Raw genomic sequence first — 22,990 nt, forward strand, 5'->3', positions numbered from 1 at the left:
GTGACGACCTATGACGATCGAGCGAGCCTCACTGATCTGACCGCCACTGTGGAGCGCGTCCGCAGTTCGGTGGAGGGTGTGATCGAGGGCAAGCCCGAGGTCGTACGGCTTTCGCTGACCGTACTGCTCGCCGAGGGACACCTGTTGATCGAGGACGTCCCCGGCGTGGGCAAGACGATGCTCGCAAAGGCGCTGGCGCGGTCCATCGACTGCTCGGTGCGGCGCATCCAGTTCACCCCCGACCTGCTGCCCTCGGACATCACGGGTGTGTCCATCTGGGACCAGCAGCGCCGGGACTTCGAGTTCAAGCCGGGCGCCATCTTCGCGCAGATCGTGATCGGCGACGAGATCAACCGCGCCTCGCCCAAGACCCAGTCGGCGCTGCTGGAGTCCATGGAGGAGCGGCAGGTCACCATCGACGGGCACAGCTATGAACTGCCCAGCCCATTCATGGTGGTGGCCACGCAGAACCCCGTGGAGATGGAGGGCACCTATCCGCTGCCCGAGGCCCAGCGCGACCGCTTCATGGCCCGGGTCTCCGTCGGCTATCCGAGCGTCGAGGCCGAGCTGCAGATGCTGGACGTGCACGGCGGGGTCTCCCCGCTGGAGGACCTGCAGCCGGTGGCGCACGCGCACGAGATCGTGAAGCTGATCGAGGCGGTGCGCGGGGTGCACGTCTCCGAGGCCGTGCGGCGGTACGCGGTCGAGCTGGTCGCGGCCACCCGCACCCACCCCGACCTCAGACTCGGCGCCTCCCCGCGCGCGACGCTGCACCTGCTGCGCGCGGCCAAGGCCTCCGCGGCCCTCAGCGGCCGGGAGTACGCGCTGCCGGACGACGTACAGGCGCTCGCCGTCGCCGTCCTCGCCCACCGGCTGCTGCCCACCGCCCAGGCCCAGCTCAACCGCCGCACGGCCGAACAGGTGGTGCTGGAGATCCTGCAGCACACCCCGGTGCCCGCGACACCGCACCAGCAGAGCGGCTTCGGCGGTCTCGGCCGGGGCATGCCGGCCTATCCCCAGCAGCCCCCGCGGAGTCTGTGATGAGCTCCGGGGGGACGGGGCAGCCGGAGGCCGACCGCGGGGAGGCGGGCGGGATCCGTACGGCCCTGGCGGGGCTCACCACCCGCGGACGTTCCTTCCTGGCCGCCGGGATCGCGGCCGCGATCTGCGCGTACGTGCTGGGCCAGAGCGATCTGCTGCGGGTCGGCCTGCTGCTGGCCGTGCTGCCCCTGCTCTGCGCGGCCGTGCTCTACCGCACCCGCTACCGGGTGGCCGGCAACCGCCGGCTCTCCCCCGCACGCGTGCCCGCCGGCAGCGAGGCCCGGGTTCATCTGCGGATGGACAACGTCTCCCGGCTGCCCACGGGTCTGCTGATGCTCCAGGACCGGGTTCCCTACGTCCTCGGGCCCCGGCCACGCTTCGTGCTGGACCGGGTGGAGCCGGGCGGCCGCCGCGAGGTGTCCTACCGGGTCCGCTCGGACCTGCGCGGCCGCTATCCGCTGGGCCCGCTGCAGCTGCGGCTGACCGACCCGTTCGGAATGTGCGAACTCACCCGCTCCTTCTCCACGTTCGACATGCTGACGGTCATCCCGCGCGTGGACCCGCTGGCGCCGGTCCGGCTCAGCGGCGAGGCCAAGGGGTACGGCGACGGACGGCAGCGCTCGCTGGCCCTGGCGGGCGAGGACGACGTGATCCCGCGCGGGTACCGCTACGGCGACGACCTGCGCCGTGTGCACTGGCGCTCCACCGCGCGCTACGGCGAGCTGATGGTGCGCCGCGAGGAACAGCCGCGGCGCTCGCGCTGCACGGTGCTGCTGGACACCCGGGCCATCGGCTACGAGGGTGCGGGCCCCGACTCGGCCTTCGAGTGGGCCGTCTCCGGCACCGCGTCGGTCCTGGTGCACATGCTCGAGCGGGGCTTCTCGGTGCGTCTGCTGACCGACAACGGCAGTTCGGTGCCCGGCGAGGGTGCCGAGGGGGTCGCGGGCGCCGGTCAGGAGACCGCGGACGCGGCGGGACTGATGATGGACACCCTGGCGGTCGTCGACCACTCCGACGGCACGGGCCTCTCCCGGGCGTACGACGTGCTGCGCGGCGGGAACGAGGGGCTGCTGATCGCCTTCCTGGGCGATCTCGACGAGGAGCAGGCCGCGGAGGTCGCCAAGATGCGCCAGCGCAGCGGCGGCGCCGTCGCCTTCGTGCTGGACCCCGACACCTGGGTGCGGGAGGCGACCGACGTGCCGCGCCCGGGCGACCGGCAGGCGGAGCGGCTGCGCATGCTGCGCGAGGCGGGCTGGACGGCGCTGAGCGTGCCGCGCGGCGCCTCGCTGAACGATCTGTGGCGGCAGGCGGACCGGGAACGCTCGGGCCTGACCGCCGTGAGCGGGGAGGCACTGGGATGAGCGGGCGGGCACGACTGGCGCTGTGCGCCGCCGCGGCCACGCTGATGGCCTCGTGCGCACTGCTGCCCCTGGTCGACCAGCCCACCTGGCTGTTCCAGGCGATCGTGCTGGTCGCCGTGCAGACCGGGGTGGGGGCGGCGGCCCGGCGGGTGCCGCTGTCGCGGCCGCTGACCGTGGCGGTGCAGGCCCTGGTCACCCTGATGCTGCTGACCCTGGTCTTCGCCCGGACGCAGGCGATCATCGGGTTCGTCCCCGGCCCCGACGCCTTCCGGCACCTGGCCGACCTGCTCCAGCAGGGCTCGGACGACGTCAGCCGGTACGCGATACCGGCACCGCTCAGCGACGGCATCAAGCTGATGCTGATCGGCGGTGTCCTGCTGATCGGCCTGCTGGTGGACACGCTCGCGGTGACCTTCCGCAGCGCGGCCCCGGCCGGACTGCCGCTGCTCGCGCTGTACTCGGTGGCCGCGGGTCTGTCCGACGGCGCCGACTGGCTGTCGTTCCTGATCGCGGCGGCCGGCTATCTGATGCTGCTGCTCGCCGAGGGCCGGGACCGGCTCGCCCAGTGGGGCCGCGTCTTCGGTGGCGCGGCCCGCGACCCGCACGACCCGGAGGGCGGAGCGGTGGCCCCCCTGCGCACCGGGCGCCGGATCGGCGTGGTCGCGCTCGGTGTCGCCGTGCTGGTGCCGGCCCTTCCCCTGTTCTCGATCCAGGGCGGCCTGCTGGACGCCGCCGGAGCAGGTGTCGGCCCGGGCAACGGGACCGGCGGCACGATCTCCGCGGTCAACCCCCTGGTGTCGCTGCGCGACAGCCTGAACGTGGAGAACGACCGCCAGGTGCTGTCGCTGAAGACCAGTTCCGACGATCTGTCGGACATGTATCTGCGGATCGTCTCCCTGGACGATTTCGACGGCACCACCTGGAAGCCGTCCCAACGGCACATCGTCGGTCTGCCGGACGTCCTCCCGACACCCGTCGGCCTGGGCACGGACATCAAGCGCACCACCGTGAAGACCACGGTCACGGCCGCGGACTGGTACGCACAGGACTGGCTGCCGATGCCGTACCCGCCGAGCAGGGTGCGGATCAGCGGCAACTGGCGGTACGAGCCCGTCGGCATGACCCTCGTCGGTGACCACGGGCAGAACACACGCGGTGAGACCTACCAGGTGAACAGCCTGGACGTGCAGCCGACCGCCGACCAGCTGGCCGCAGCGCCACAGCCGCCGGCGCCCCTGAAGCGCGAGTACACCAAGGTGCCGTCCAAGCTGCCGAAGGTGGTCGCGCAGACCGCCAGGGAGATCACCGCGGGCTCGGCGAGCCACTACGAGGAGGCGGTCAAGCTCCAGGACTACTTCGCGGTCAACGGCGGCTTCCAGTACGACACCCGGGTGGAGGTCGGCCGCGGTCCGAACGCGATCGCGAACTTCCTGGACAAGAAGCAGGGCTTCTGTGTCCACTTCTCCTTCGCGATGGCGGCGATGGCCCGCACGCTCGGCATTCCGGCCCGGGTCGCGGTGGGCTTCGCGCCCGGCACCCCGCAGGCGAACGGCTCGGTCTCGGTGACCCTGAAGGACGCGCACGCCTGGCCCGAGCTGTACTTCGAGGGCGTGGGCTGGACCCGTTTCGAGCCGACCCCGACCCGGGGCACCGTGCCGTCGTACACCCAGTCGGACACGCCCGGCAGCTCCGTGCCGGACGAGGCGCTGCCGTCCAAGAACGCGTCCTCGGCGCCCTCGGCGGCGCCCTCGGCGAGCCAGAGCTGCTCCGCGCAGCTGCACAAGCTCGACGCGTGCGACAGCCCGTCGGCGGCAGTGGCCCCGCACAGCGGTGGCGGTGGTCTGCTGCGCCTGCTCGGCTACGGGCTGATCGGACTCGCCGTCCTGGTCGTCCTGGCGATCCCGCTGGCGCCGATGCTGTGGCGGACGCGGCTGCGCTGGGTACGGCTCGGTGCGCACGCCCGGACCGAGGAGGGCGCGGCGGCGCACACGCTGGCGGCCTGGCAGGAGCTGACCGACAGCGCATGGGATCTCGGCATCCTGCCGGACGAGTCGCAGACCCCGCGCAAGGCGGCCGCCCGGATCGTCCGGCTGGGGCATCTCGACCCGGTGGCCGGTGCCGCGGTGCACCGGGTGGCGGACGCGCTGGAGCAGGTGCTGTACGCGCCCCGGCCACGCCCGGTGGCGGGTCTGGCCCAGGACGTGCGCCGGGTGATCGCCGCCCTGAACGGCACGGTGAGCGGGTGGACGCGGCTGCGGGCGCTGTTCGCTCCGCGCTCGGCGGTGCGGGTGCTGTGGGAGGTGTCGGCCCGGTGGGCGGCGTTCAGGGCTCGCGTGGTCTCGGCCCGGCCGACGCTGCGCAGGCCTTCGGGACAGCAGGGCTGAGGCGGGGCGGGCGGGGCCTGATGGCCGGAACGGCGTCAGTCGCTCCGCTCGCCCGAGCACGCGTGAGGGGTGACCACCGGCCGGTGGTCACCCCTCACGGATGTCTGGTGTCGTCGTCTGCTGTTGTCGGCGGCCGTCGACGGCGCGGACGCCGGGCGGCTACTGGCCCTGCCCGTCCCGGCGGCGCTGCCAGCGCTGCTCGATCCGGTCCATCATGGAGCGCTTCTGCCGTACCTGACGGCGTGGGGCGCCCGCGGGCTGTTCACCCGGCTTGGGGGCCTTGCGCCAGCCCGTGACGGCGAGTACGGCGCAACCCAGCATGACGAGGAAGCCCACCACGCTGACCCAGATCTGCTGGGCGACCATTCCGGCCATGAGGAGCGCGATACCCACGAGGAAGCCCGCGACCGCCTGGTAGACCCGCCGCCGGGTGTACGTCCGCAGCCCACTTCCCTCAAGCGCCGACGCGAACTTGGGATCTTCGGCGTACAGCGCTCGCTCCATTTGCTCGAGCATGCGCTGCTCGTGCTCCGAGAGCGGCACGGAGTCCTCCTCATCGTGCAGTCGCCGGGGCGACCCGGGGGGTCCCTTCAGGATAGGCAGGGAATCGCCCCCGTGAAACCCGCCCCTCTACGCCAATAGGCCAACCGAAACCCCGTCATGGCAGTCCCGGCTCGCTGAGGCTTCCATTCCCCGGCGGCCGACCCGTCATGCCGGACGGTATACCTCGATCATACGGCGCAAACCGCTCGATCGGGGGGCTTGTGGCGTACTCCATCCGCTGCCGAGCCCCTGATCAGCGACCGGCCCCGCGTGTCGCTCAGCCCTCCGCGGTCCCCCGCGTCTCACCGAGCACATGGAGCTGGGTGGCCACCGAGTGGAAGGAGGGCAGTTCGGCCGCCGCGGCCTCCAGTTGCAGCAGCGCGTCGAGGGCTCCGGGCTCGGTGTCCACCAGGACGCCGGGCACCAGGTCGGCGAAGACCCGTACGCCGTGCACGGCGCCGATCCTCAGCCCCGCTCCCTCGACCAGCGTGGTGAGCTGCTCGGCGGTGAAGCGACGGGGCATCGGGTCGCCGGCGCCCCAGCGGCCCTCCGGGTCCTCCAGGGCCTGCTTGGCCTCCTTGAAGTGACCGGCGAGGGCCCGGGCGAGGACGGCACCGCCGAGACCGGCGGCGAGCAGGCTGAGGACGCCCTCGGAGCGCAGCGCCGCCACCGCGTTGCGGACGCCCTCGGCCGGGTCGTCGACGTACTCGAGGACGCCGTGGCAGAGCACGACGTCGTAGCCGCCGCGCTCGACCACGTCGAACAGGCCGTGGGCGTCGCCCTGGACGCCGGTGACCCGGTCGGCGACGCCGGCCTCGGCGGCGCGGCGCTCCAGCGCGAACAGCGCGTTCGGGCTGGGGTCGACGACGGTGACGCGGTGGCCGAGGCGGGCGAGGGGCACCGCGAAGTTGCCGCTGCCGCCTCCGGTGTCGAGGACGTCCAGCGCGTCCCGCCCGGTGGCCTTGACCCGGCGGTCGAGGGCGTCCTGGAGGACCTCCCAGACCACGGCGGTACGGAGGGAGGCGCGGGGTCGCATCGGGTCCGACACGGCAGTTGACTCCTCGGCGCGGCACCGCCTGTTGCCCGGCGGCGCGAACGGGGTGCCTCCCCGGCCCGGGTGCGGGAGGAAGGAAGGCTGCAGGCGTCCTCCACCCTATTGCCTCCGGTGCCCTGCCCGTCATCGCGGTGGGGTGCGGCCGTGTCCGTCTCGTACGGCGGACAACCGGAGGTCAGCCCGCGTCCGGGAGGTCACCGCGGGCTCTCGGGCCCGGTGGCTCGTCGGTGTCCGGACGAGGCTGGGGCAGGACGGGCTGGAGCACCAGCATCCGCTCGACGATGCGGATGAACATCGCCACGTCCCGTATCAGGTCGTCGGCGTCCCGCTGCCCGGCCGCCCCCTGGATGCCGGCCTCGGCACGGGCACGGCGGGCGGCGCCGGAGGCGAAGAGCGCGCTCCACTCGGTCAGTTCGGGGGCGATCTCGGGGAGCACCTCCCAGGCGCTGCGGATGCGGGTCCGGCGGCGCGGGGAGGTCTCGGGGCGGCCCCGGGCGGCGAGCACGGCGGCGGCGGTGCGCAGGGCGGCCAGATGGGCCGTCGCGTAGCGCTCGTTGGGCGTTTCCAGGCGGTCGGTCTCCTCGAGTCCGGCGCGGGCCTGGGCGAGCAGGTCGAGTACGGCGGGCGGGGCCGTGGCCCGGCGGAGCACGGGGTGCACGTCGCTCGCCGGGCCGGTCAGTGAGGGGGCAGGGCCGGTGGCGCGGCGCCGGTGGGCGGCGGCTGCGGACGAGTTGGCCATGACGAACCTCCTGTCGTCTGGGTGACGGCACGGGTGCCGTATGTGCCCATCGTGAGGTATGGCACTGACAATCCGTTCTGACCTGGGCCTTTGCCTCGATCGTAGGTTCGGGCGTATTTTTGCACTGACCAGTCAGTTCAAATATTGCAAGCAGGCAGGGGGGCTTGTGGACGGCGTGGACGTCACAGCCGAGGGCCTCGGGCTCAAGGGGCCGCGGGGATGGGCCTTTCGCGGCATCACCTTCGAGGCTGAGCCCGGCTCGCTCATCGCGATCGAGGGACCGTCCGGCTCCGGCCGTACGTGTCTGCTGCTCGCGCTCACGGGACGGATGAAGCCCACCGAGGGAGTGGCCGCGGTGGGCGGGTTCAAACTCCCCCGGCACATGGCCGCGGTGCGCCGGGTCGGCGCCGTGGCCAACGTGGCCGGTGTCACCGACCTGGAACCGGCCCTGACCGTCGGGGAGCACCTGCGGGAACGGGCCCTGCTGCAGCGCCGGTTCGGCGACTCGCTGCGCGAGATGCTGCGGCCCCGGGCGGACCGCGTCCACGGGGCACGGCTGCGCGTGGACGAGGCCCTGGCCGCCGCCGGACTCGACCTGGAGACGCTTCCCAAGGGCTCCCGGACGGCCGTACGCGACCTGGAGCGGCCGCAGGAACTGCGCCTGTCCCTCGCGCTGGCCCTCCTCGGCCGGCCCCGGCTGCTCGGCGTGGACGACGTCGACATGAAGCTCTCGGGCCCCGAGCGCACCGCGGTCTGGGACCTGTTGCGGTCCCTCACGCGCGCGGGGACGACGGTCGTGGCCGTGTGCCGCACCGCTCCCGAGGACTGCCTCTCCGTTTCCACCCGGGGAAGCGACACGCAGGGAAGCCGGACGCAGCCGACCGACGAGACGGCTCCCGCCGACCGGAGCGACGACAAGACCGACCCGAAGGAGGAGGCCGATGCGCTCGCCGAGGCTGGCCGCGCTTGAGCTGAGGCGCTTCGGGCGGGGGAAGCTGCCGCGCGCCGCCCTGGTCGCGCTGCTCGTGCTGCCCCTGCTCTACGGCGCCCTGTACCTGTGGTCCTTCTGGGACCCCTACGGCCGCCTGGACCGCATCCCGGTGGCCCTGGTGAACGACGACAGGGGTGCCACCGCGGGCGGGAAGAGGATCAGCGCCGGCGACGACATCGTGGACGGGCTGCGCGACAGCCGGACCTTCGAGTGGCACCGGGTGAGCGACGCCGAGGCCCGCCGCGGTGTCGAGGACGGCACCTACTACCTGTCGCTGACGATGCCGTCCGACTTCAGCAGGCGGATCGCCTCGAGTTCGGGCGACTCCCCGGAGGCGGGCGCGCTGCGGGTGCGGACGAACGACGCGAACAACTACATCGTCGGCCAGATCTCCAAGACGGTCTTCGGCGAGGTCCGCGCGGCCGCGTCCACCAAGGCGTCGCGGACCTTCCTCGACCGGATCTTCATCTCGTTCTCCGACATCCACGACAAGACCGTGACGGCGGCCAAGGGCGCCGACCGGCTCAAGGGCGGCCTCGGAAAGGCGGAGAAGGGCTCCAAGGACCTCGCGGACGGCCTGAAGGACGCCAAGAGCGGCAGCGGCAAGCTCTCCAGGGGCCTGACGAAGCTCACCAAGGGCGCGGGCGACCTGGAGGACGGCTCACGGCGGGTCGCGGACGGCACCCAGACCCTCGCGGACAACGTCAACGGCGTCTACGCGAAGGCCGGACCGTTCCTGAAGGACAACGAGAAGACCATCGGGGACACCGCTCGGCTGGTCTCCGACTCGGCCAAGGCGGTGCGCCACAACCTCGACGTCCTGGTGAAGCTCGCGCCCGGCGCCGCCCGGACCGCCCACGCCTCCTCGGCCGCCCTGGACGAGGTCTACAAGGAGCACTGCGAGACCGCGGTCATCCCCGACCCGGTCTGCCCCGACCTGAAGCGGGCCAAGCAGGCGGCCGCCGACGTGGCCACCGTCGCCGACGACCTCAACACCCTGATCGCAGACCAGGACGGCGACCTGAAGACGATGCGGGCCAACCTCGGCACTCTCCAGAAGCAGGCCGACGCCCTGGCCGAGCGGGCGCCGCACCTCTACGAGGACGTGAACGACGCCGTCAAGCAGGTCAACACGCTGAACGACGGCGCGGCCCGGGTCGCCGCGGGAGCGAAGAAGCTCCATGCCGGACTGGGCACCGCCGGGACCGGCGCGACCAGGCTCGACCAGGGCATCGGCACGGCCGCCTCGGGCGCCGAGACGCTGAACGGCGGCATGTACAAGCTGGTCGACGGCTCCGGAAAGCTCTCCGGCGGTCTGCACAGCGGCGCTAAGAAGATCCCGGACTACGACGAGCAGGACCGCGACAAGCGCACCGGCGTGATGGCCGACCCGGTCCAGCTCGCCTCCCACGACCTGCACAAGGCGCCCAACTACGGCACCGGGTTCGCCCCGTACTTCATCCCGCTGTCGCTGTGGGTGGGCGCGATGGTGGCGTACATGCTGATCCCGCCGCTCAACCGGCGCGCCCTGGCGGCCGGTTCGCCGGCCTGGCGGATCGCGCTGGCCGGCTGGCTCCCGGTGGTCGCGGTGGGTGTGCTGCAGACGGCCGCGCTGATGTCCGTGCTGCACTGGGCGATCGGCCTGCAGATGGCACGGGCGGCCGGGACCGTCGGCTTCCTGTTCCTCGTGGCGGCGTGCTTCGCGGCGATCGTGCAGTGGCTGAACGCCCGCTTCGGCGCGGCGGGCCGGATCCTCGTCCTGGCCCTGCTGATGCTCCAGCTGACCTCGGCGGGCGGCACCTACCCCGTGCAGACCAGCCCGGGCTTCTTCAACGCCATCCATCCGTTCCTGCCGATGAGCTACATCGTGGAGGCCCTGCGCCGGCTGATCACGGGCGGCGGACTCGGCCCGGTGTGGCAGGCCTGCGGCGTGCTGACCGCGTTCACCGCGGGCGCCGTCGCGCTGACCGCGCTCGCGGCCCGGCGCCGCCAGGTGTGGACGCTGGACCGGCTGCACCCGGAACTGAGCCTGTGATCCCCGACAAGTCCCTGTACGCGCGCGTACCTGTGACAATCGGGGCCATGGAAAGCAGCAGCGCCACCTCCGCGGGCAGCACGCGCCGCGAGGCCACCCGGCAGAAGCTCTACGAAGCGGCCGTCACGCTCATCGCCGAGCAGGGTTTCTCCGCCACCACGGTGGACGAGATCGCCGAGCGGGCCGGGGTCGCGAAGGGCACGGTCTACTACAACTTCGCGAGCAAGTCGGTCCTCTTCGAGGAGCTGCTGCGGCACGGCGTGGGTCTCCTCACCGCCTCCCTGCGGGAGGCGGCCGAGCGGACCGCGGCCGAGGGCGGCAGCAGGGTGGACGCGCTGGACGCGATGGTCCGCGCGGGCCTGGTCTTCATCGACCGCTACCCGGCCTTCACCCAGCTGTACGTGGCCGAGCTGTGGCGCACCAACCGCGCCTGGCAGTCGACCCTGATGGTGGTGCGGCAGCAGGCCGTGGCCGTCGTGGAGGGGGTGCTGCGCGAGGGGGTGGCGGCCGGCGAGTTCAGCGAGGAGATCGACGTCCAGCTGACGGCGGCCGCGCTGGTCGGCATGGTGCTGGTGGCCGCCCTGGACTGGAAGTCCTTCCAGCCGGAGCGCTCGCTTGACGACGTCCACGCGGCCCTGTCCCGGCTGCTCCAGGGACGCGTGAGCGGGAGGGCCTGAGCGTACGAGGAACACGACGAAGGCGAGGAAGGCGAGGCACACGAAGAAGGCGCCGGTCCGCTGTCGGCCCGGCGCCTTCCCGCTCCCCCGTACTTCCCGTACTCCCCCGTACGGTTTCCCCCGTCGGTCCCCCGTGGTGGTCTGCCCCGGGTCCCCCGTGCCTCGCTTCCGCCGACGGATCGGCGGAAGGAGCGGCCGGGGTGCGGGCACCGTTCCGCCGCCCCGTGTCGGCGGTGCCGGGCCGCTCCCCTTGCCGTGCCTCCACTCTCCCGTCCGCCCGGGGCGCGTCCCATCCGCGCGCGTACTCATCTCGCGGTCTAGGTACGGGTACTCACGCGTCCGTGCGCGGGCCCACGACGCCGGCCCGCCGGCTGGCTACGATCGCCTCCATGTCGGTACTTCCCCTGGTCTTCACGAGTGGCTGGGCCAGCGGCATCAACGCCTACGCGGTGGTGCTGCTGCTCGGCCTCTTCGGCGCGACGGGGGTCAGCGACGACGTCCCGCAGACGTTGCAGCGGCCCGAGGTGCTGGTCGTGGCGGCCGTGCTGTTCCTGTGCGAGGCGGTCGCCGACAAGATCCCGTACGTCGACTCGGTGTGGGACTCCGTGCACACGGTCGTCCGGCCCCTCGCGGGCGCCTGGGTGGGCGCGCTGCTGGCCGGGCACAGCGGCTCGCTGTCGGACGTGGCGGCCGGGCTGATCGGCGGCTCGGCCGCGCTGGCCAGTCACGGCGTGAAGGCCGGGACGCGGATGGCGGTCAACACCTCGCCGGAGCCGTTCAGCAACTTCGTGCTGAGCCTCGCCGAGGATCTCGGGGTGGCCGGGGTGGTCTCGTTCGCGATCTTCCATCCCGTCGCGGCCGCGGTCGTCGCGGCCGTGCTGCTGGTCTCCGGACTCGTGGTGCTGGTGTTCCTCGTCTCCCGCATCCGGCGCTTCCTGCGACGCCGCGCCGAGCGGCGGCAGCAGCGGCGGTCGGCCGCGGGGGTGCCCGGGCCTCCGGTCTGATCGCGTACGGGCCGCCCGCGGACCGGATTGTCGGTGGCGGTCGATAAAGTCGCAGGCATGGCACGGATTGCGGTGATCGGCGCCGGGATGGGCGCGATGGCGGCCGCCGCCCGGCTGGCCGTCGCGGGCCACCGGGTGACGGTGTACGAGCGTACGGAGACGTACGGCGGCGCGGTGCGCCGCTTCGAGCGGGACGGGTTCGCCTTCGACACCGGCCCCGGGCTGCTGACCCTGCCCGCGGTCTACCGCGATCTGTTCGTCAAGACCGGCAAGGAGCCGCTGGAGGAGCGAGTCGAGCTGGTGCAGGTCGATCCGGCCTCGCGGCACGTCTTCGCGGACGGCACGGAGGTGTCGCTGCCGAACGCCTCCCGCGCGGGCGTGGTCGCGGCCCTCGACGAGGCGCTGGGCGCGGGGGCCGGGCAGCGCTGGGGCGACTTCCTGGTGCGGGCCCGGGAGGCCTGGGACCGCACACGGCGGCCGCTGCTGGAGGAGCCCCTGTGGCCGAACTGGCAGGTGCTGGCGGAGCGGGAGCCGTATCCGTCCGTGCCGCACAAGCGGCTGCTGCGGACGCGGCGGGCGGGCACGCCGGCCGAGATCGGCGACTGGGAGCTGCGCGACGAGCGCCTGGCGGCCCTCCTGGAGAGCCATGTGCTGGCCCATGGCCTCGATCCCCGGACCGCACCGGCGAGCGCGGCCGTGCTGCCGTACATGGAGCACGCCTTCGGCACCTGGTACGTGCGCGGGGGCATCCGGGAGCTCGCGCGCGCGGTGTACGAGCGGTGCGTGCAGCGGCGGGTCGAGTTCGTCTTCGGCGCCGAGGTCACGGGGATCGTGGAGAAGGACGGCCGGGCGGCGGGCGTGGAGCTGGCTGGGGGCACCACCCAGGCTTTCGGCTCCCGGGGAGGGACGGTGGTCGAGGCGGACCATGTGCTGGCGGACGTGGACCCGGCCCGGCTGCGGGCGCTGACGGGGCATCCGCTGGACGACGACGGTGATGTGCGGGCCGCCCCGGACGCGGTCCGGGCCGGACGGTTCACCCTGCTGCTGGCCCTGCGCGGGGGCCGGGAGGACGGGGCCGCGCACCGCACGGTCGTCCACGCGCCGGACCGCGGGGCCGAGCTGGACTTCCTGGCAGCGTCCGGCGGGGACGAACCCCCGCGTCCGACGGTGACCGTGCTGCGCCCCGACGACCCGGCGCTCAGGCCGGACGGCGCGCACGAGTCCGTGGTGGTGTCCGCCGTGGTCCCGGCCGAGGCCGCCTGGGAGGACGAGGGCACGGTCCGGCGCTGCACGGATCTGCTCCTCGATGCAGCCCGGCCCGCGATACCCGGGCTGCGCGACCGCCTGATGTGGCACGAGGTCCGCACACCCGAGCACGTCGAGGACGAGACGGGCGCCCGGTCCGGGGCCGTGCCCCCTCCCGCCCTCGCGGCCGGCCGGGGCCGTTACCTGCACCCGGCCAACACGACGCGGCTGCCCGGTCTGTACCGGGTGGGCGGCTGGTCCCACCCCGGCGGCGGACTGCCGCACGCCGGCATGTCCGGTGCGCTCGTGGCAGGGCTGATCGTGGAGGGGCCGGAGTTCCGGGGCTCGCAGTGAGCCGGAACGGGGGTCAGAAGCGGTACTGCTCGTCGTACCCGGCGCCCGGCTGCGGCTGCTGCCCGTTGCCCTGGTACGGGTACGGCTGCTCCTGCGGGAGTTCGCCGCCGTAGTTCTCGTCGCTGCGCTGCTGCGGGACCCAGACTCCGCCGGCCGGGGTCTCGCCGTAGCCGCCGGTGGCGTACACGTCCTGGCCGTAGCTCTGCTGGCCGTACTGCTGCTCGTAGCCCGTGCCGTACGAGGCCCCGCCGTAGGACTGGGTGCCGATGTACGGGTCGGAGTAGTTGGCGTAACCCTGCTGGCCGCCCTCGTAGCCGTAGCTCTGCTGGCCGTAGCCCGAGTAGTCGTAGGCGTAGCTCTGGTCGGTGGCCTGCTGCTGGGCGGCGGCCGCGTAGGCGGTGTCGCCGTAGACGCCGTAGGAGCCGGTGTCGTCGGGCAGGGGCTGGGGCTCGTAGACGGCGGTGGCCTCGGCGGCGGTGGGCTCGCCCGAGCGGGACGGGGTGAAGAGGTCGTCGCGGTCGTAGTCGTCGTCGCCGTAGGCCAGGCGCTCACGCCCGTCGTCGCCGTCGCGGTCGTCTCCGCCCTCGGCGGCCTCCAGATCGGAGACCTCGAGGGTCGGGTCGTGACGGTCCGCCCTGCCGCGGCGCCGCTTGCTGCCGCCTCCCTCGACCTCGGTCTCGACGTCGGGGCGCTTGACCGCCCAGCCGGCGGCGAAGCCGCGGCGGAAGGACAGCGTGACGTAGGTCTGGCCGATCGCGAACGCGATCGCGCCCAGACCGATGACGACAACGGACGGCATCAGGACGCCGAGCACGACGCCGAGGAAGCCGACGAAGGCGAGCAGCCGCCAGCGCAGTCGTGCCTTGTACTGCAGCAGCACCTCGCCGAGCAACCACAGTGCGACGATGCCGAACGCGATGTAGAGGACCGTCCAGCCCATGTACGCCCCTCTCCCAGTGACCGCTACGCAGTGTGTCGTATCGCGGTGCGGCCGGTCTAGGCCTGCGGGGGGTGGTGCAGGCCCAGGTTCTCGTAGATTTCCAGCGTCGCCGTGGAGTTGTTGAGCGTGATGAAGTGCAGTCCGGGCACTCCCTCGGCCAGCAGCCGTGCGCAGAACTCCGTGGCGAACTCGATGCCAATGGAGCGTACAGCCGCCGGATCGTCCTTCGCTGTGAGGATCCGCTCTTTCAGGGCGTCCGGGAAATGCGCGTTGCTGAGCTTGGGCAGCCGCTCCAGCATCTTCACGCTGGTGACCGGCAGGACCTCGGGGATGACCGGGGTTTCGCAGCCGGCGGCCGCCACCCGGTCGCGCAGGCGCAGATACGACTCCGGTTGGAAGAACATCTGAGTGATGGCGTAGTCGGCACCCGCACGGCACTTGTCGACGAAGTGGGTGACGTCGGTGTCCCACTCCGTGGACCTGGGGTGCATCTCGGGGAAGGCGGCGACACCGACACAGAAGTCGCCCGACTCCTTGATGAGCCGGACGAGTTCGGCCGCGTAGGTCAGGCCCGTCGGGTGCGGCACCCACTCGCCCATCGGATCGCCGGGCGGGTCGCCGCGCACGGCGAGCATGTTGCGGATGCCCGCGTCCGCGTACTGGCCGATGATGTTGCGCAGTTCGGCGATGGAGTGATCGACCGCGGTGAGGTGGGCGACCGGCGTGAGCGTCGTGTCCACGACGATCTGCTGGGTCTCCTTGACCGTGGTCGCGCGCGTGGAACCGCCGGCGCCGTAGGTCACCGAGACGAAGTCGGGCGCCACGGCCTCGACCCGCCGCAGCGCGTTCCACAGGCTCTTCTCGCCCTTGGGGGTCTTCGGCGCGTAGAACTCGAACGAGTACGTCGTCTTGCCGGTGGCGAGGATGTCACGCACGGTGCGTGCGCGATCAGTCCTGGTGGATGCGGTTCCGAGGGCCATACTCGCAGGTTAGCCAGGGGTGGGCGGCACCCCAACCGGATGCCGCAAATTTGCCCGAATTGTCGCTTCCCTGTCCACCCATTGGACAAAAACCTGGACAGCGGCCCGTCCCTGAGGGGTCCCTAGGACTGCCGCAGTCGCTTCGCGAACTCCGCCGCCGCGGCTCCCGGGTCGTCGGCCTCGGTGATCGCGCGGACCACGACCACGCGGCGGGCGCGCGCGTCCAGCACCTCGTCCAGGTTGCCGAGGTCGATGCCGCCGATGGCGAACCAGGGGCGGTCGGTGTCCAGGGCGGCGGTGTACCGGACCAGGTCGAGGCCCGGGGCGTGGCGGCCGGGCTTGGTGGGGGTGGGCCAGCAGGGACCGGTGCAGAAGTAGTCCACACCCTCCTGGACGGCGGCCGCGGCGGCCTCGGACTCGGCGTGCGTGGAGCGGCCGATCAGGACGTCGGCGCCGAGGATCGCGCGGGCCGCGGGGACCGGGAGGTCGCCCTGGCCGAGGTGGAGTGCGCCCGCGGAGGCCGCGTGGGCGACGTCGGCCCGGTCGTTGACCGCGAGCAGTTTGCCGTGCCGGGCACAGGCGTCCGCGAAGACCTCCAGGTGCTCCAGCTCCTCGGCGGCCTCCATGCCCTTGTCGCGCAGTTGCACGATGTCGACGCCACCGGCCAGGACCGCGTCCAGGAACTCGGCGAGGTCGCCCTGCCGCTTGCGCGCGTCCGTGCAGAGGTACAGGCGGGCGTCGGCGAGCCTGCCGCGGGCGGTGTCGGACATGCGTGGGTCCCCCCGGTCGGTGTCCATGGGCGTGCGGGTGGGTGGCGTACGGGCCGCGGCCGGTACGCCACCCGTGGTGCGGATCGGTTCAGACGGCGAGCGCCTGGGCGCGGCGCTTCACCTCCGTGCCGCGATTCTCGCTCAGGGCCTGCGCGGGGGTGCCGGGCAGGGTCGGGTCGGGGGTGAAGAGCCACTCGATCATCTCGTCGACCGTGAAGCCGTCGTCCCTCAGCAGCGTCAGGGTCCCGGACAGGCCCTTGACGACCTTGTCCCCGTCGATGAAGGCGGCGGGAACGTGCAGCGCCCGGTTCTCACCTCGGCGTACGGCGATGAGCTGGCCCTCCTTGACCAGCTGCCGCACACGTGTCACCTCGACGTCGAGCATCTCGGCGATGTCGGGGAGGGTGAGCCAGGCGGGGACGAGAGCATCGATCTTTGCGTCAATCTCGGTCACGGAACCCAGCGTAGGCGCTCCGCTGGGTTGGCCGCGATGTGGCGTGGTGCGTCTGTGGGCGTCGTCGTGGCTGGTCGCGCCGTTCCCCGCGCCCCCTTCGGGACGGCCGCCATGGGACGCGGATCGCCCGCGGGCACGTCGTGGCCGGTCGCGCCGTTCCCCGCGCCCCCTTCGGGACGGCCGCCATGGGACGCGGATCGTCCGCGGGCACGTCGTGGCCGGTCGCGCAGTTCCCCGCACCCCTTACGGCGCGAGCGCGCCACTTCCCGCGCCCCTTCCCGGCGGCCGCCATGGGACGCGGATCGCCCGCGGACACGTCGTGGCCGGTCGCGCAGTTCCCCGCGCCCCTTACGGCGCTGTCGCGCCGTTTGCCGCGCCTCCCTTTGGGGTGCTGGTCAGTCGGTTGTGGCGGTTTTCAGGGGGCGGGTCGGGTCGGGTAGGGCCTCGGGGTCGAGGCGGCTGCCCGACTCGATCAGGCGGCGGCCCTGGGCCAGGTCGCGGGGCCTGCCGACGGCCAGCAGGGCCACCAGGCGGTTCTCGCGCAGCCAGCAGACGGTCCACGCCGGGCTCGCCGGGTCGCCGCGCCACACCATGCGGTCGGCCGCGGGGTGGTGGCCGGCGTACTGGACGAACCGGCCGAACTGCTCCGACCAGAAGTACGGCACCGGGTCGTAGGCCGCGGGGGTCTCGCCCAGGATGTTCGCGGCGACCGTGCGCGGGCCCTGCAGGGCGTTGTCCCAGTGGTGGACCAGCAGCCGGGCGCCGTAGCGGGCCGAGGGGAAGGAGGCGCAGTCGCCGACCGCGTACACGTCCTCGGCGGAGGTCCGCAGGTGGGCGTCGGCCACGACCTCGCCGTGCACGCCCAGCTCGATGCCGGAGCCGGCCAGCCAGCCGGTGGCCGGGCGGGCCCCGATGCCGACCACGACGGCTCCGGCGGGCAGCCGCGTGCCGTCGGCGAGCACCACCGCGCCGGGCTCGACGCGCTCCACGCGCGCGTGCGTGCGCAGTTCGGCGCCGCTGTCGGCGTACCAGGCGGTCATGGGTGCGGCGACCTCGGCGGGCAGGGCGCCGGCCAGCGGCCGGTCGGCGGCCTCCACGACGGTCACGGCGCAGCCGGCCTCGCGGGCGGCCGTGGCGAACTCGGCGCCGATCCAGCCGGCGCCGACCACCACGATGTCGTGCTGCCGGGCCAGCACGGGCCGCAACCGTTCGGCGTCGTCCAGGGTGCGCAGCAGGTGCACACCGGGGACGCCCTCGGTGCCGGGCAGGGTGATCGGCTCGGCGCCGGTGGCGAGGACCAGCACGTCGTACGGGACGGGTCCGGCCTCGGTGTCCAGCTCGTGGTCGCCGGGGCGCACGCCCAGCACCTCGCAGCCGAGCCGCAGTTCGACGGCGAGGGACTCGAAGTCGACGTCGAAGGCGGAGCCCTCGGCCTTGCCGAGCAGCACGGCCTTGGACAGCGGTGGCCGGTCGTACGGCTGGTGGGGCTCGGCGCCGATCAGCGTGACGGTGCCCGGGTAGCCCTGCTCCCGCAGGGCGACCGCGGTCTGCACCCCGGCCATGCCCGCGCCGACGACGACCACGCGCCGTCCCTGTGACGTGCCCTGTTGCGGTGTCTGCTCGCTCACCCGATCACCATAGACAACTGACGAAAGGTCAGTCAGGGGGCGTGCTCGGTGACCTGTTCCACAACGCTGGTCCCGGCGCCCGGCCGCGACTCCCACTCCCAGGTCTCCTCGAGGCGCACCCGCCCGTCCGGCAGCTCCGCGACCGTCGACACGCAGTGCCCCGAGGCGGTGGTGCCGTCCTGCCCGAGCTGCACGTACCGGAAGTCCAGCCGGTCGCCTTCCCGGGTGCCGACCAGACGGCCCCGTACGACGTCGCCGCCCGCGTACTCGGCCCAGATCGCGCCGTCCTCCTCGTGGTAGGCGAACCGGGTGCGCGTACCCACCTGACCTGGTGCCTGGTCCGTCACCGGGGCCAGGATCAGTCCGTCGAGCGAGCGGGCCATGGCCGGGGCTCCCTTACGAGTGACGAGCGACGCGGGCTAGGCTGGCCACCGTACAAGCACTCGCGGGAGCCCGGACGCACCGGGCTGAGAGGGAGGCTGGCGGCCTCCGACCGTACGAACCTGATCCGGGTCATGCCGGCGAAGGGAGGGGCTGGACGCCCATGTCGTCACGTACGTCCGACGTCCTCGTCATCGGGGGCGGAATCATCGGCCTGGTCACGGCCTGGCGCGCCGCGCAGCGCGGGCTCGCCACGGCCGTGGTGGACCCCGAGCCCGGCGGCGGAGCCGCGCGGGTCGCGGCGGGGATGCTGGCCGCGGTCACCGAACTGCACTACGGCGAGGAGACGCTGCTCGCCCTGAATCTGGAGTCCGCCCGCCGCTACCCGGACTTCGCGGCCGAGCTGACCGAGCTGACCGGCCACGACCTCGGATACCGCCGCTGCGGCACGCTGGCCGTCGCGCTGGACGCCGACGACCGCGCCCACCTGCGCGAGCTGCACGCGCTCCAGCAGCGTTCGGGCCTCGAGGCGGAGTGGCTGTCGGGGCGGGACTGCCGGCGTCTGGAGCCCATGCTCGCACCCGGTGTGCGCGGCGGGCTGCGGGTCGACGGCGACCACCAGATCGACCCGCGTCGGCTGGCGTCGGCCCTGGTGGCCGCGTGCGAGCGGGCCGGGGTGGTGTTCCACCGGACGTGGGCCGAGCGGCTCGACCTCGTACGGGACCGGGCCGCCGGAATCACCACGACGGACGGCACTGGGCTGGGCGCGGGACAGGTGGTGCTCGCCGGCGGCAGCCTCAGCGGGCGTCTCGCGGGCGTCCCGGACGAGGTGCTGCCTCCCGTGCGGCCGGTGAAGGGGCAGGTGCTGCGGCTGACCGTGCCGCCCCGGTACGCGCCCTTCCTGAGCCGTACCGTGCGGGCCGTGGTACGCGGCAGCCAGGTCTATCTCGTGCCCCGGGAGAACGGCGAGCTGGTCGTCGGCGCGACCACCGAGGAGCTTGGCTGGGACACGACGGTGACCGCCGGGGGCGTGTACGAGCTGCTGCGCGACGCCCATGAGCTGGTGCCGGGCATCACCGAGCTGCCCCTCACCGAGACCCGCGCGGGTCTGCGCCCCGGCTCCCCCGACAACGCGCCGCTGCTCGGCCCGTCCGGGCTCGACGGGCTGCTGCTGGCCACCGGGCACTACCGCAACGGGGTGCTTCTCACACCGGTCACCGGGGACGTGATGGCGGAGGTGCTGGACAGCGGAGAGCTGCCGGACGAGGCCCGACCGTTCACTCCGCAGCGCTTCCGCGCCGTACTCGTGGAGCAGCCCGCATGAACATCTCCGTCAACGGGCAGCGCCGGCAGGTCGCCGCGGGCACCGCGCTGGACGCCCTCGTCAGGACCCTCACCGCGGCGCCCTCCGGGGTGGCCGCCGCCGTCAACGAGACCGTCGTCCCGCGCGCGCAGTGGGCGAGCACGGCCCTCGCCGAGGGCGACCGTGTCGAAGTCCTCACCGCCGTCCAAGGAGGCTGAGCCATGGCCGACGATCCCTTTGTCCTCGGTGGAGTGCCGTTGGGCTCCCGGCTGATCATGGGCACCGGCGGCGCGCCGAGCCTGGAGGTGCTGGAGCGGGCGCTGGTCGCCTCCGGCACCGAGCTGACCACCGTGGCGATGCGGCGGGTCGATCCCGGGGTGCACGGCTCGGTGCTGTCGGTGCTGGAGAAGCTGGGCATCCGGGTGCTGCCGAACACGGCCGGCTGCTTCACCGCCGGGGAGGCCGTGCTGACCGCGCGGCTGGCCCGGGAGGCACTGGGCACCGATGTGATCAAGCTGGAGGTCATCGCCGACGAGCGGACGCTGCTGCCGGATCCGGTGGAGCTGCTGGACGCGGCGGAGACGCTGGTCGACGACGGGTTCACGGTGCTGCCGTACACCAACGACGATCCCGTGCTCGCCCGGAAGCTCGAGGACGTGGGCTGTGCGGCGGTGATGCCGCTGGGCTCGCCGATCGGGTCCGGGCTCGGGATCCGCAACCCGCACAACTTCCAGCTGATCGTGGAGCACGCGCGTGTGCCGGTGATCCTGGACGCGGGGGCCGGTACGGCGTCGGACGTGGCGTTGGCCATGGAGCTGGGGTGTGCCGGGGTGATGCTCGCCTCCGCCGTCACGCGGGCCCAGGAGCCCGAGACGATGGCCACCGCCATGAGGCACGCGGTGGAGGCGGGACGGCTGGCCCGGCTGGCCGGACGGATCCCGCGCAGGCACTTCGCGGAGGCCTCCTCCCCCACGGAGGGGCGCGCACACCTGGATCCCGAGCGCCCCGCCTTCTAATCGTGCGCGCCTGTCACAGCCGGCCCCGGAAGAGTCACAGCTCTGCTGCATTACGTCACCGGAACGGCCGAGCGGGCGGGAGTGTCGGTCCGTCCTCGTACACTCGCCTGCGTGGATACGACCCTTCAGGACCCTCTCGTCGGGCAGGTGCTCGACGGCCGGTATCGCGTCGACGCGCGGATCGCGGTCGGTGGGATGGCCACGGTCTACCGGGCCCTGGACACCCGCCTGGACCGGGTGCTCGCGCTCAAGGTGATGCACCCGACGCTGGCGGCCGACGGGTCGTTCGTGGAGCGGTTCATCCGGGAGGCCAAGTCGGTCGCCCGGCTCGCCCACCCGAACGTGGTGCAGGTCTTCGACCAGGGCGCCGACGGGTCGTACGTGTACCTGGCGATGGAGTACGTCGCCGGGTGCACCCTGCGGGACGTGCTGCGCGAGCGGGGCGCGCTGCAGCCGCGGGCCGCGCTCGACATCCTGGAGCCCGTGCTGGCCGCGCTCGGCGCCGCGCACCGGGCCGGGTTCGTGCACCGGGACATGAAGCCCGAGAACGTGCTGATAGGGGACGACGGGCGGGTCAAGGTCGCCGACTTCGGGCTGGTGCGGTCCGTGGACACCGTGACCAGCACGACGGGTGCCGTGCTCGGGACCGTGTCGTATCTCGCACCCGAGCAGATCGAGCGGGGCACCGCCGACCCGCGCGTCGACGTGTACGCGTGCGGTGTCGTGCTCTACGAGATGCTGACCGGCGGCAAGCCGCACTCCGGGGACTCCCCCGCGCAGATCCTCTACAAGCACATCCACGAGGACGTGCCGCCGCCTTCGGCGCTCGTGCCGGGGCTGCCGTACGAACTGGACGAGCTGGTCGCCGCGGCGACCGCGCGCACCCCGGACGTCCGCCCGCCCGACGCGGCGGCGCTGCTCGGCCAGGTGCTGCGGGCACGTTCCGCTCTCGGCGCCGAGCAGCTGGACGCCGTGCCGCCGCAGGCGCTCTCCGCGGACCACGACAACGCCCAGGACCGTACGAGCGTGATCCCGCGCTCGCTGACCGTGCCCCGGCCGCTGCCCGTCAACGAGGAGGACGAGGCCGCGGGGGCCGTGTGGCACACCAGCCGGCTGGAGAGCCCGCCCGTCGCGCCCGGGGCGGGGCCGGGGCGGTCCCGGCGCGGGCTCATCACCCTGATCGCCGCCGTCCTGGTGGTCTTCGGCGTGGGCGCCGGGGTCTGGTACATCAACTCCGGGCAGTTCACCAAGGTCCCGACGCTGCTGGCCAAGACGGAGGCGCAGGCGAAGGCGCGGCTGAAGGCGGCCGGTCTCGACGTCAAGCAGGTCAAGCAGGAGTACAGCGACACCGTGCAGCGGGGCACGGTCATCGGCACCGACCCGGCGGCCGGGGCCCGCATCCGCAGCAACGACTCCGTGACGCTCGTGATCTCCCGGGGCCCCGAGATCGTGAAGGTGCCGGACCTGCGAGGTGTCCCGCTGGCCAAGGCGCAGGCACGGCTGAAGGCGGCCGGGCTGGAGCCGGGCATGGTCAACCGGGCGTTCAGCGACAGTGTCGGCAGGGGCGCGGTGATCAGCACCGACCCGGAGGCGGGCATCGAGCGGCACGCGGGCTCGGCGATCGCGCTCATGGTCAGCAAGGGCAATCCGATCCACGTCCCGGACGTCACCGGTGAGGACCTGGACAGCGCCAGGCAGGACCTGGAGGGAGCCGGTCTGAAGGTGACCGTCTCCGCGCAGCAGGTCAACTCCGAGTTCGACAAGGGCCAGGTGGCCCGGCAGACCCCGGCGGGCGACAGCCAGGCCGCCGAGGGCGACACGGTGACACTGACGCTGTCCAAGGGCCCGGAGATGGTCCAGGTGCCGGACGTGGTCGGGTCGAGCGTGGACGACGCCACTCAGCAGCTGAAGGCCGCCGGCTTCCAGGTCGATGAGGACCGGGGCCTGCTCGGGCTCTTCGGCGACACGGTGAAGAAGCAGTCGGTGGCGGGCGGCGACAAGGCGCCCAAGGGGTCGACGATCACGATCACCATCCGGTGACCGCCGTCACCGGGATGCGTGGTCCGGCGGCCCGGGTGGGCATGACACCC

At 73.0% G+C, this 22,990-nt stretch carries 21 protein-coding genes and 1 riboswitch; of the genes, 12 read left to right on the plus strand and 9 right to left on the minus strand.

Annotated features, from left to right (window positions below; all coding sequences use genetic code 11):
* Genes AC07CM_RS30260 through AC07CM_RS30270 form a run of 3 tightly spaced genes read left to right on the plus strand, consistent with a single transcriptional unit; the run spans position 1 to position 4,786 of the window.
* On the plus strand, positions 1–1,041 hold the full coding sequence (locus tag AC07CM_RS30260) for an AAA family ATPase (protein WP_478879633.1): 1,041 nt from the start codon (positions 1–3) through the stop codon (positions 1,039–1,041).
* A complete protein-coding gene (locus AC07CM_RS30265; protein WP_478879634.1) occupies positions 1,041–2,402 on the plus strand; it encodes a DUF58 domain-containing protein in 1,362 nt (453 codons plus the stop codon). The genes AC07CM_RS30260 and AC07CM_RS30265 overlap by 1 nt, the downstream gene beginning before the upstream one ends.
* On the plus strand, positions 2,399–4,786 hold the full coding sequence (locus AC07CM_RS30270; RefSeq protein ID WP_478879635.1) for a transglutaminase TgpA family protein: 2,388 nt from the start codon (positions 2,399–2,401) through the stop codon (positions 4,784–4,786). The genes AC07CM_RS30265 and AC07CM_RS30270 overlap by 4 nt, the downstream gene beginning before the upstream one ends.
* A gap of 159 nt (positions 4,787–4,945) precedes the next feature.
* On the opposite strand, the gene AC07CM_RS30275 is transcribed toward AC07CM_RS30270, so the two are convergent.
* The 3 genes from AC07CM_RS30275 to AC07CM_RS30285 all read right to left on the minus strand — a co-directional run bounded on the left by AC07CM_RS30275 (position 4,946) and on the right by AC07CM_RS30285 (position 7,122).
* Positions 4,946–5,329, minus strand: a complete 384-nt coding sequence (locus tag AC07CM_RS30275; protein WP_478879636.1) for a DUF3040 domain-containing protein — start codon at positions 5,327–5,329, stop codon at positions 4,946–4,948.
* Positions 5,330–5,606: 277 nt separating this feature from the next.
* Entirely contained in the window at positions 5,607–6,377 is a 771-nt protein-coding gene (locus tag AC07CM_RS30280; protein ID WP_478879637.1) for a methyltransferase, read from the minus strand.
* A 181-nt stretch (positions 6,378–6,558) separates the two neighbouring features.
* Positions 6,559–7,122, minus strand: a complete 564-nt coding sequence (locus AC07CM_RS30285; RefSeq protein WP_478879638.1) for an SAV_6107 family HEPN domain-containing protein — start codon at positions 7,120–7,122, stop codon at positions 6,559–6,561.
* A 166-nt stretch (positions 7,123–7,288) separates the two neighbouring features.
* Between AC07CM_RS30285 and AC07CM_RS30290 the strand changes: the two genes are divergently transcribed.
* The 5 genes from AC07CM_RS30290 (at position 7,289) to AC07CM_RS30310 (ending at position 13,428) form a co-directional block, all read left to right on the plus strand.
* Entirely contained in the window at positions 7,289–8,092 is an 804-nt protein-coding gene (locus AC07CM_RS30290; protein ID WP_478879639.1) for an ATP-binding cassette domain-containing protein, read from the plus strand.
* A complete protein-coding gene (locus AC07CM_RS30295) occupies positions 8,064–10,148 on the plus strand; it encodes a YhgE/Pip family protein (protein WP_478879640.1) in 2,085 nt (694 codons plus the stop codon). The genes AC07CM_RS30290 and AC07CM_RS30295 overlap by 29 nt, the downstream gene beginning before the upstream one ends.
* A 47-nt stretch (positions 10,149–10,195) precedes the next feature.
* On the plus strand, positions 10,196–10,825 hold the full coding sequence (locus tag AC07CM_RS30300; RefSeq protein ID WP_478879641.1) for a TetR/AcrR family transcriptional regulator: 630 nt from the start codon (positions 10,196–10,198) through the stop codon (positions 10,823–10,825).
* Positions 10,826–11,214: 389 nt separating this feature from the next.
* A complete protein-coding gene (locus AC07CM_RS30305; RefSeq protein WP_478879642.1) occupies positions 11,215–11,829 on the plus strand; it encodes a DUF4126 domain-containing protein in 615 nt (204 codons plus the stop codon).
* Between the two features lie 57 nt (positions 11,830–11,886).
* A complete protein-coding gene (locus AC07CM_RS30310; RefSeq protein ID WP_478879643.1) occupies positions 11,887–13,428 on the plus strand; it encodes a phytoene desaturase family protein in 1,542 nt (513 codons plus the stop codon).
* Between the two features lie 13 nt (positions 13,429–13,441).
* On the opposite strand, the gene AC07CM_RS30315 is transcribed toward AC07CM_RS30310, so the two are convergent.
* The 6 genes from AC07CM_RS30315 to AC07CM_RS30340 all read right to left on the minus strand — a co-directional run bounded on the left by AC07CM_RS30315 (position 13,442) and on the right by AC07CM_RS30340 (position 18,583).
* Complete coding sequence (locus tag AC07CM_RS30315) at positions 13,442–14,368, minus strand: SCO2102 family sporulation regulator (protein WP_478879644.1); 927 nt, start codon at positions 14,366–14,368, stop codon at positions 13,442–13,444.
* Positions 14,369–14,424: 56 nt separating this feature from the next.
* Positions 14,425–15,348 carry a methylenetetrahydrofolate reductase [NAD(P)H] gene (metF, locus tag AC07CM_RS30320; RefSeq protein ID WP_478879645.1) on the minus strand — a complete coding sequence of 308 codons (924 nt, stop codon included), beginning with the start codon at positions 15,346–15,348 and terminating at the stop codon, positions 14,425–14,427.
* A gap of 122 nt (positions 15,349–15,470) precedes the next feature.
* Complete coding sequence (gene thiE / locus AC07CM_RS30325; RefSeq protein ID WP_478879646.1) at positions 15,471–16,118, minus strand: thiamine phosphate synthase; 648 nt, start codon at positions 16,116–16,118, stop codon at positions 15,471–15,473.
* Positions 16,119–16,206: 88 nt separating this feature from the next.
* Positions 16,207–16,572: an Rv2175c family DNA-binding protein gene (locus AC07CM_RS30330; RefSeq protein ID WP_478879647.1), complete on the minus strand. Its 366-nt coding sequence runs from the start codon at positions 16,570–16,572 to the stop codon at positions 16,207–16,209.
* A 395-nt stretch (positions 16,573–16,967) separates the two neighbouring features.
* Positions 16,968–18,200, minus strand: coding sequence for an NAD(P)/FAD-dependent oxidoreductase (locus AC07CM_RS30335; protein WP_478879648.1), 1,233 nt, complete (start codon positions 18,198–18,200; stop codon positions 16,968–16,970).
* Between the two features lie 32 nt (positions 18,201–18,232).
* Entirely contained in the window at positions 18,233–18,583 is a 351-nt protein-coding gene (locus tag AC07CM_RS30340; protein ID WP_478879649.1) for an avidin-fold protein, read from the minus strand.
* Between the two features lie 52 nt (positions 18,584–18,635).
* Positions 18,636–18,747: riboswitch (TPP riboswitch) on the plus strand.
* On the opposite strand from AC07CM_RS30340, the gene thiO reads away from it, so the two are divergent.
* From thiO to pknB, 4 genes are all read left to right on the plus strand, one after another.
* The gene (gene thiO, locus AC07CM_RS30345) at positions 18,745–19,905 is read left to right on the plus strand and encodes a glycine oxidase ThiO (RefSeq protein WP_478879650.1); all 1,161 of its coding nucleotides are present in this window, start codon (positions 18,745–18,747) and stop codon (positions 19,903–19,905) included. (Overlaps the previous riboswitch by 3 nt.)
* Positions 19,902–20,102 carry a sulfur carrier protein ThiS gene (gene thiS / locus AC07CM_RS30350; RefSeq protein WP_478879651.1) on the plus strand — a complete coding sequence of 67 codons (201 nt, stop codon included), beginning with the start codon at positions 19,902–19,904 and terminating at the stop codon, positions 20,100–20,102. Before thiO ends, thiS begins: the two co-directional genes overlap by 4 nt.
* A gap of 3 nt (positions 20,103–20,105) precedes the next feature.
* Positions 20,106–20,900: a thiazole synthase gene (locus AC07CM_RS30355; RefSeq protein ID WP_478879652.1), complete on the plus strand. Its 795-nt coding sequence runs from the start codon at positions 20,106–20,108 to the stop codon at positions 20,898–20,900.
* Positions 20,901–21,011: 111 nt separating this feature from the next.
* Positions 21,012–22,940 (plus strand): Stk1 family PASTA domain-containing Ser/Thr kinase, encoded by a 1,929-nt coding sequence (pknB, locus tag AC07CM_RS30360; RefSeq protein ID WP_478879653.1) that lies wholly within the window; start codon positions 21,012–21,014, stop codon positions 22,938–22,940.
* Positions 22,941–22,990: the final 50 nt, after the last annotated feature.

It is taken from the genome of Streptomyces sp. NPDC044061 (assembly GCF_056434305.1).

Bases quoted from the DNA above. Each gene is read 5' to 3' on its own strand.
- thiE (WP_478879646.1), bottom strand. From the start codon at position 16,118: ATGTCCGACACCGCCCGCGGCAGGCTCGCCGACGCCCGCCTGTACCTC.
- AC07CM_RS30310 (WP_478879643.1), top strand. From the start codon at position 11,887: ATGGCACGGATTGCGGTGATCGGCGCCGGGATGGGCGCGATGGCGGCC.
- AC07CM_RS30285 (WP_478879638.1), bottom strand. From the start codon at position 7,122: ATGGCCAACTCGTCCGCAGCCGCCGCCCACCGGCGCCGCGCCACCGGC.
- AC07CM_RS30355 (WP_478879652.1), top strand. From the start codon at position 20,106: ATGGCCGACGATCCCTTTGTCCTCGGTGGAGTGCCGTTGGGCTCCCGG.
- AC07CM_RS30270 (WP_478879635.1), top strand. From the start codon at position 2,399: ATGAGCGGGCGGGCACGACTGGCGCTGTGCGCCGCCGCGGCCACGCTG.
- AC07CM_RS30340 (WP_478879649.1), bottom strand. From the start codon at position 18,583: ATGGCCCGCTCGCTCGACGGACTGATCCTGGCCCCGGTGACGGACCAG.
- AC07CM_RS30265 (WP_478879634.1), top strand. From the start codon at position 1,041: ATGAGCTCCGGGGGGACGGGGCAGCCGGAGGCCGACCGCGGGGAGGCG.
- AC07CM_RS30300 (WP_478879641.1), top strand. From the start codon at position 10,196: ATGGAAAGCAGCAGCGCCACCTCCGCGGGCAGCACGCGCCGCGAGGCC.
- AC07CM_RS30305 (WP_478879642.1), top strand. From the start codon at position 11,215: ATGTCGGTACTTCCCCTGGTCTTCACGAGTGGCTGGGCCAGCGGCATC.
- metF (WP_478879645.1), bottom strand. From the start codon at position 15,348: ATGGCCCTCGGAACCGCATCCACCAGGACTGATCGCGCACGCACCGTG.
- thiS (WP_478879651.1), top strand. From the start codon at position 19,902: ATGAACATCTCCGTCAACGGGCAGCGCCGGCAGGTCGCCGCGGGCACC.
- thiO (WP_478879650.1), top strand. From the start codon at position 18,745: ATGTCGTCACGTACGTCCGACGTCCTCGTCATCGGGGGCGGAATCATC.
- AC07CM_RS30295 (WP_478879640.1), top strand. From the start codon at position 8,064: ATGCGCTCGCCGAGGCTGGCCGCGCTTGAGCTGAGGCGCTTCGGGCGG.
- AC07CM_RS30315 (WP_478879644.1), bottom strand. From the start codon at position 14,368: ATGGGCTGGACGGTCCTCTACATCGCGTTCGGCATCGTCGCACTGTGG.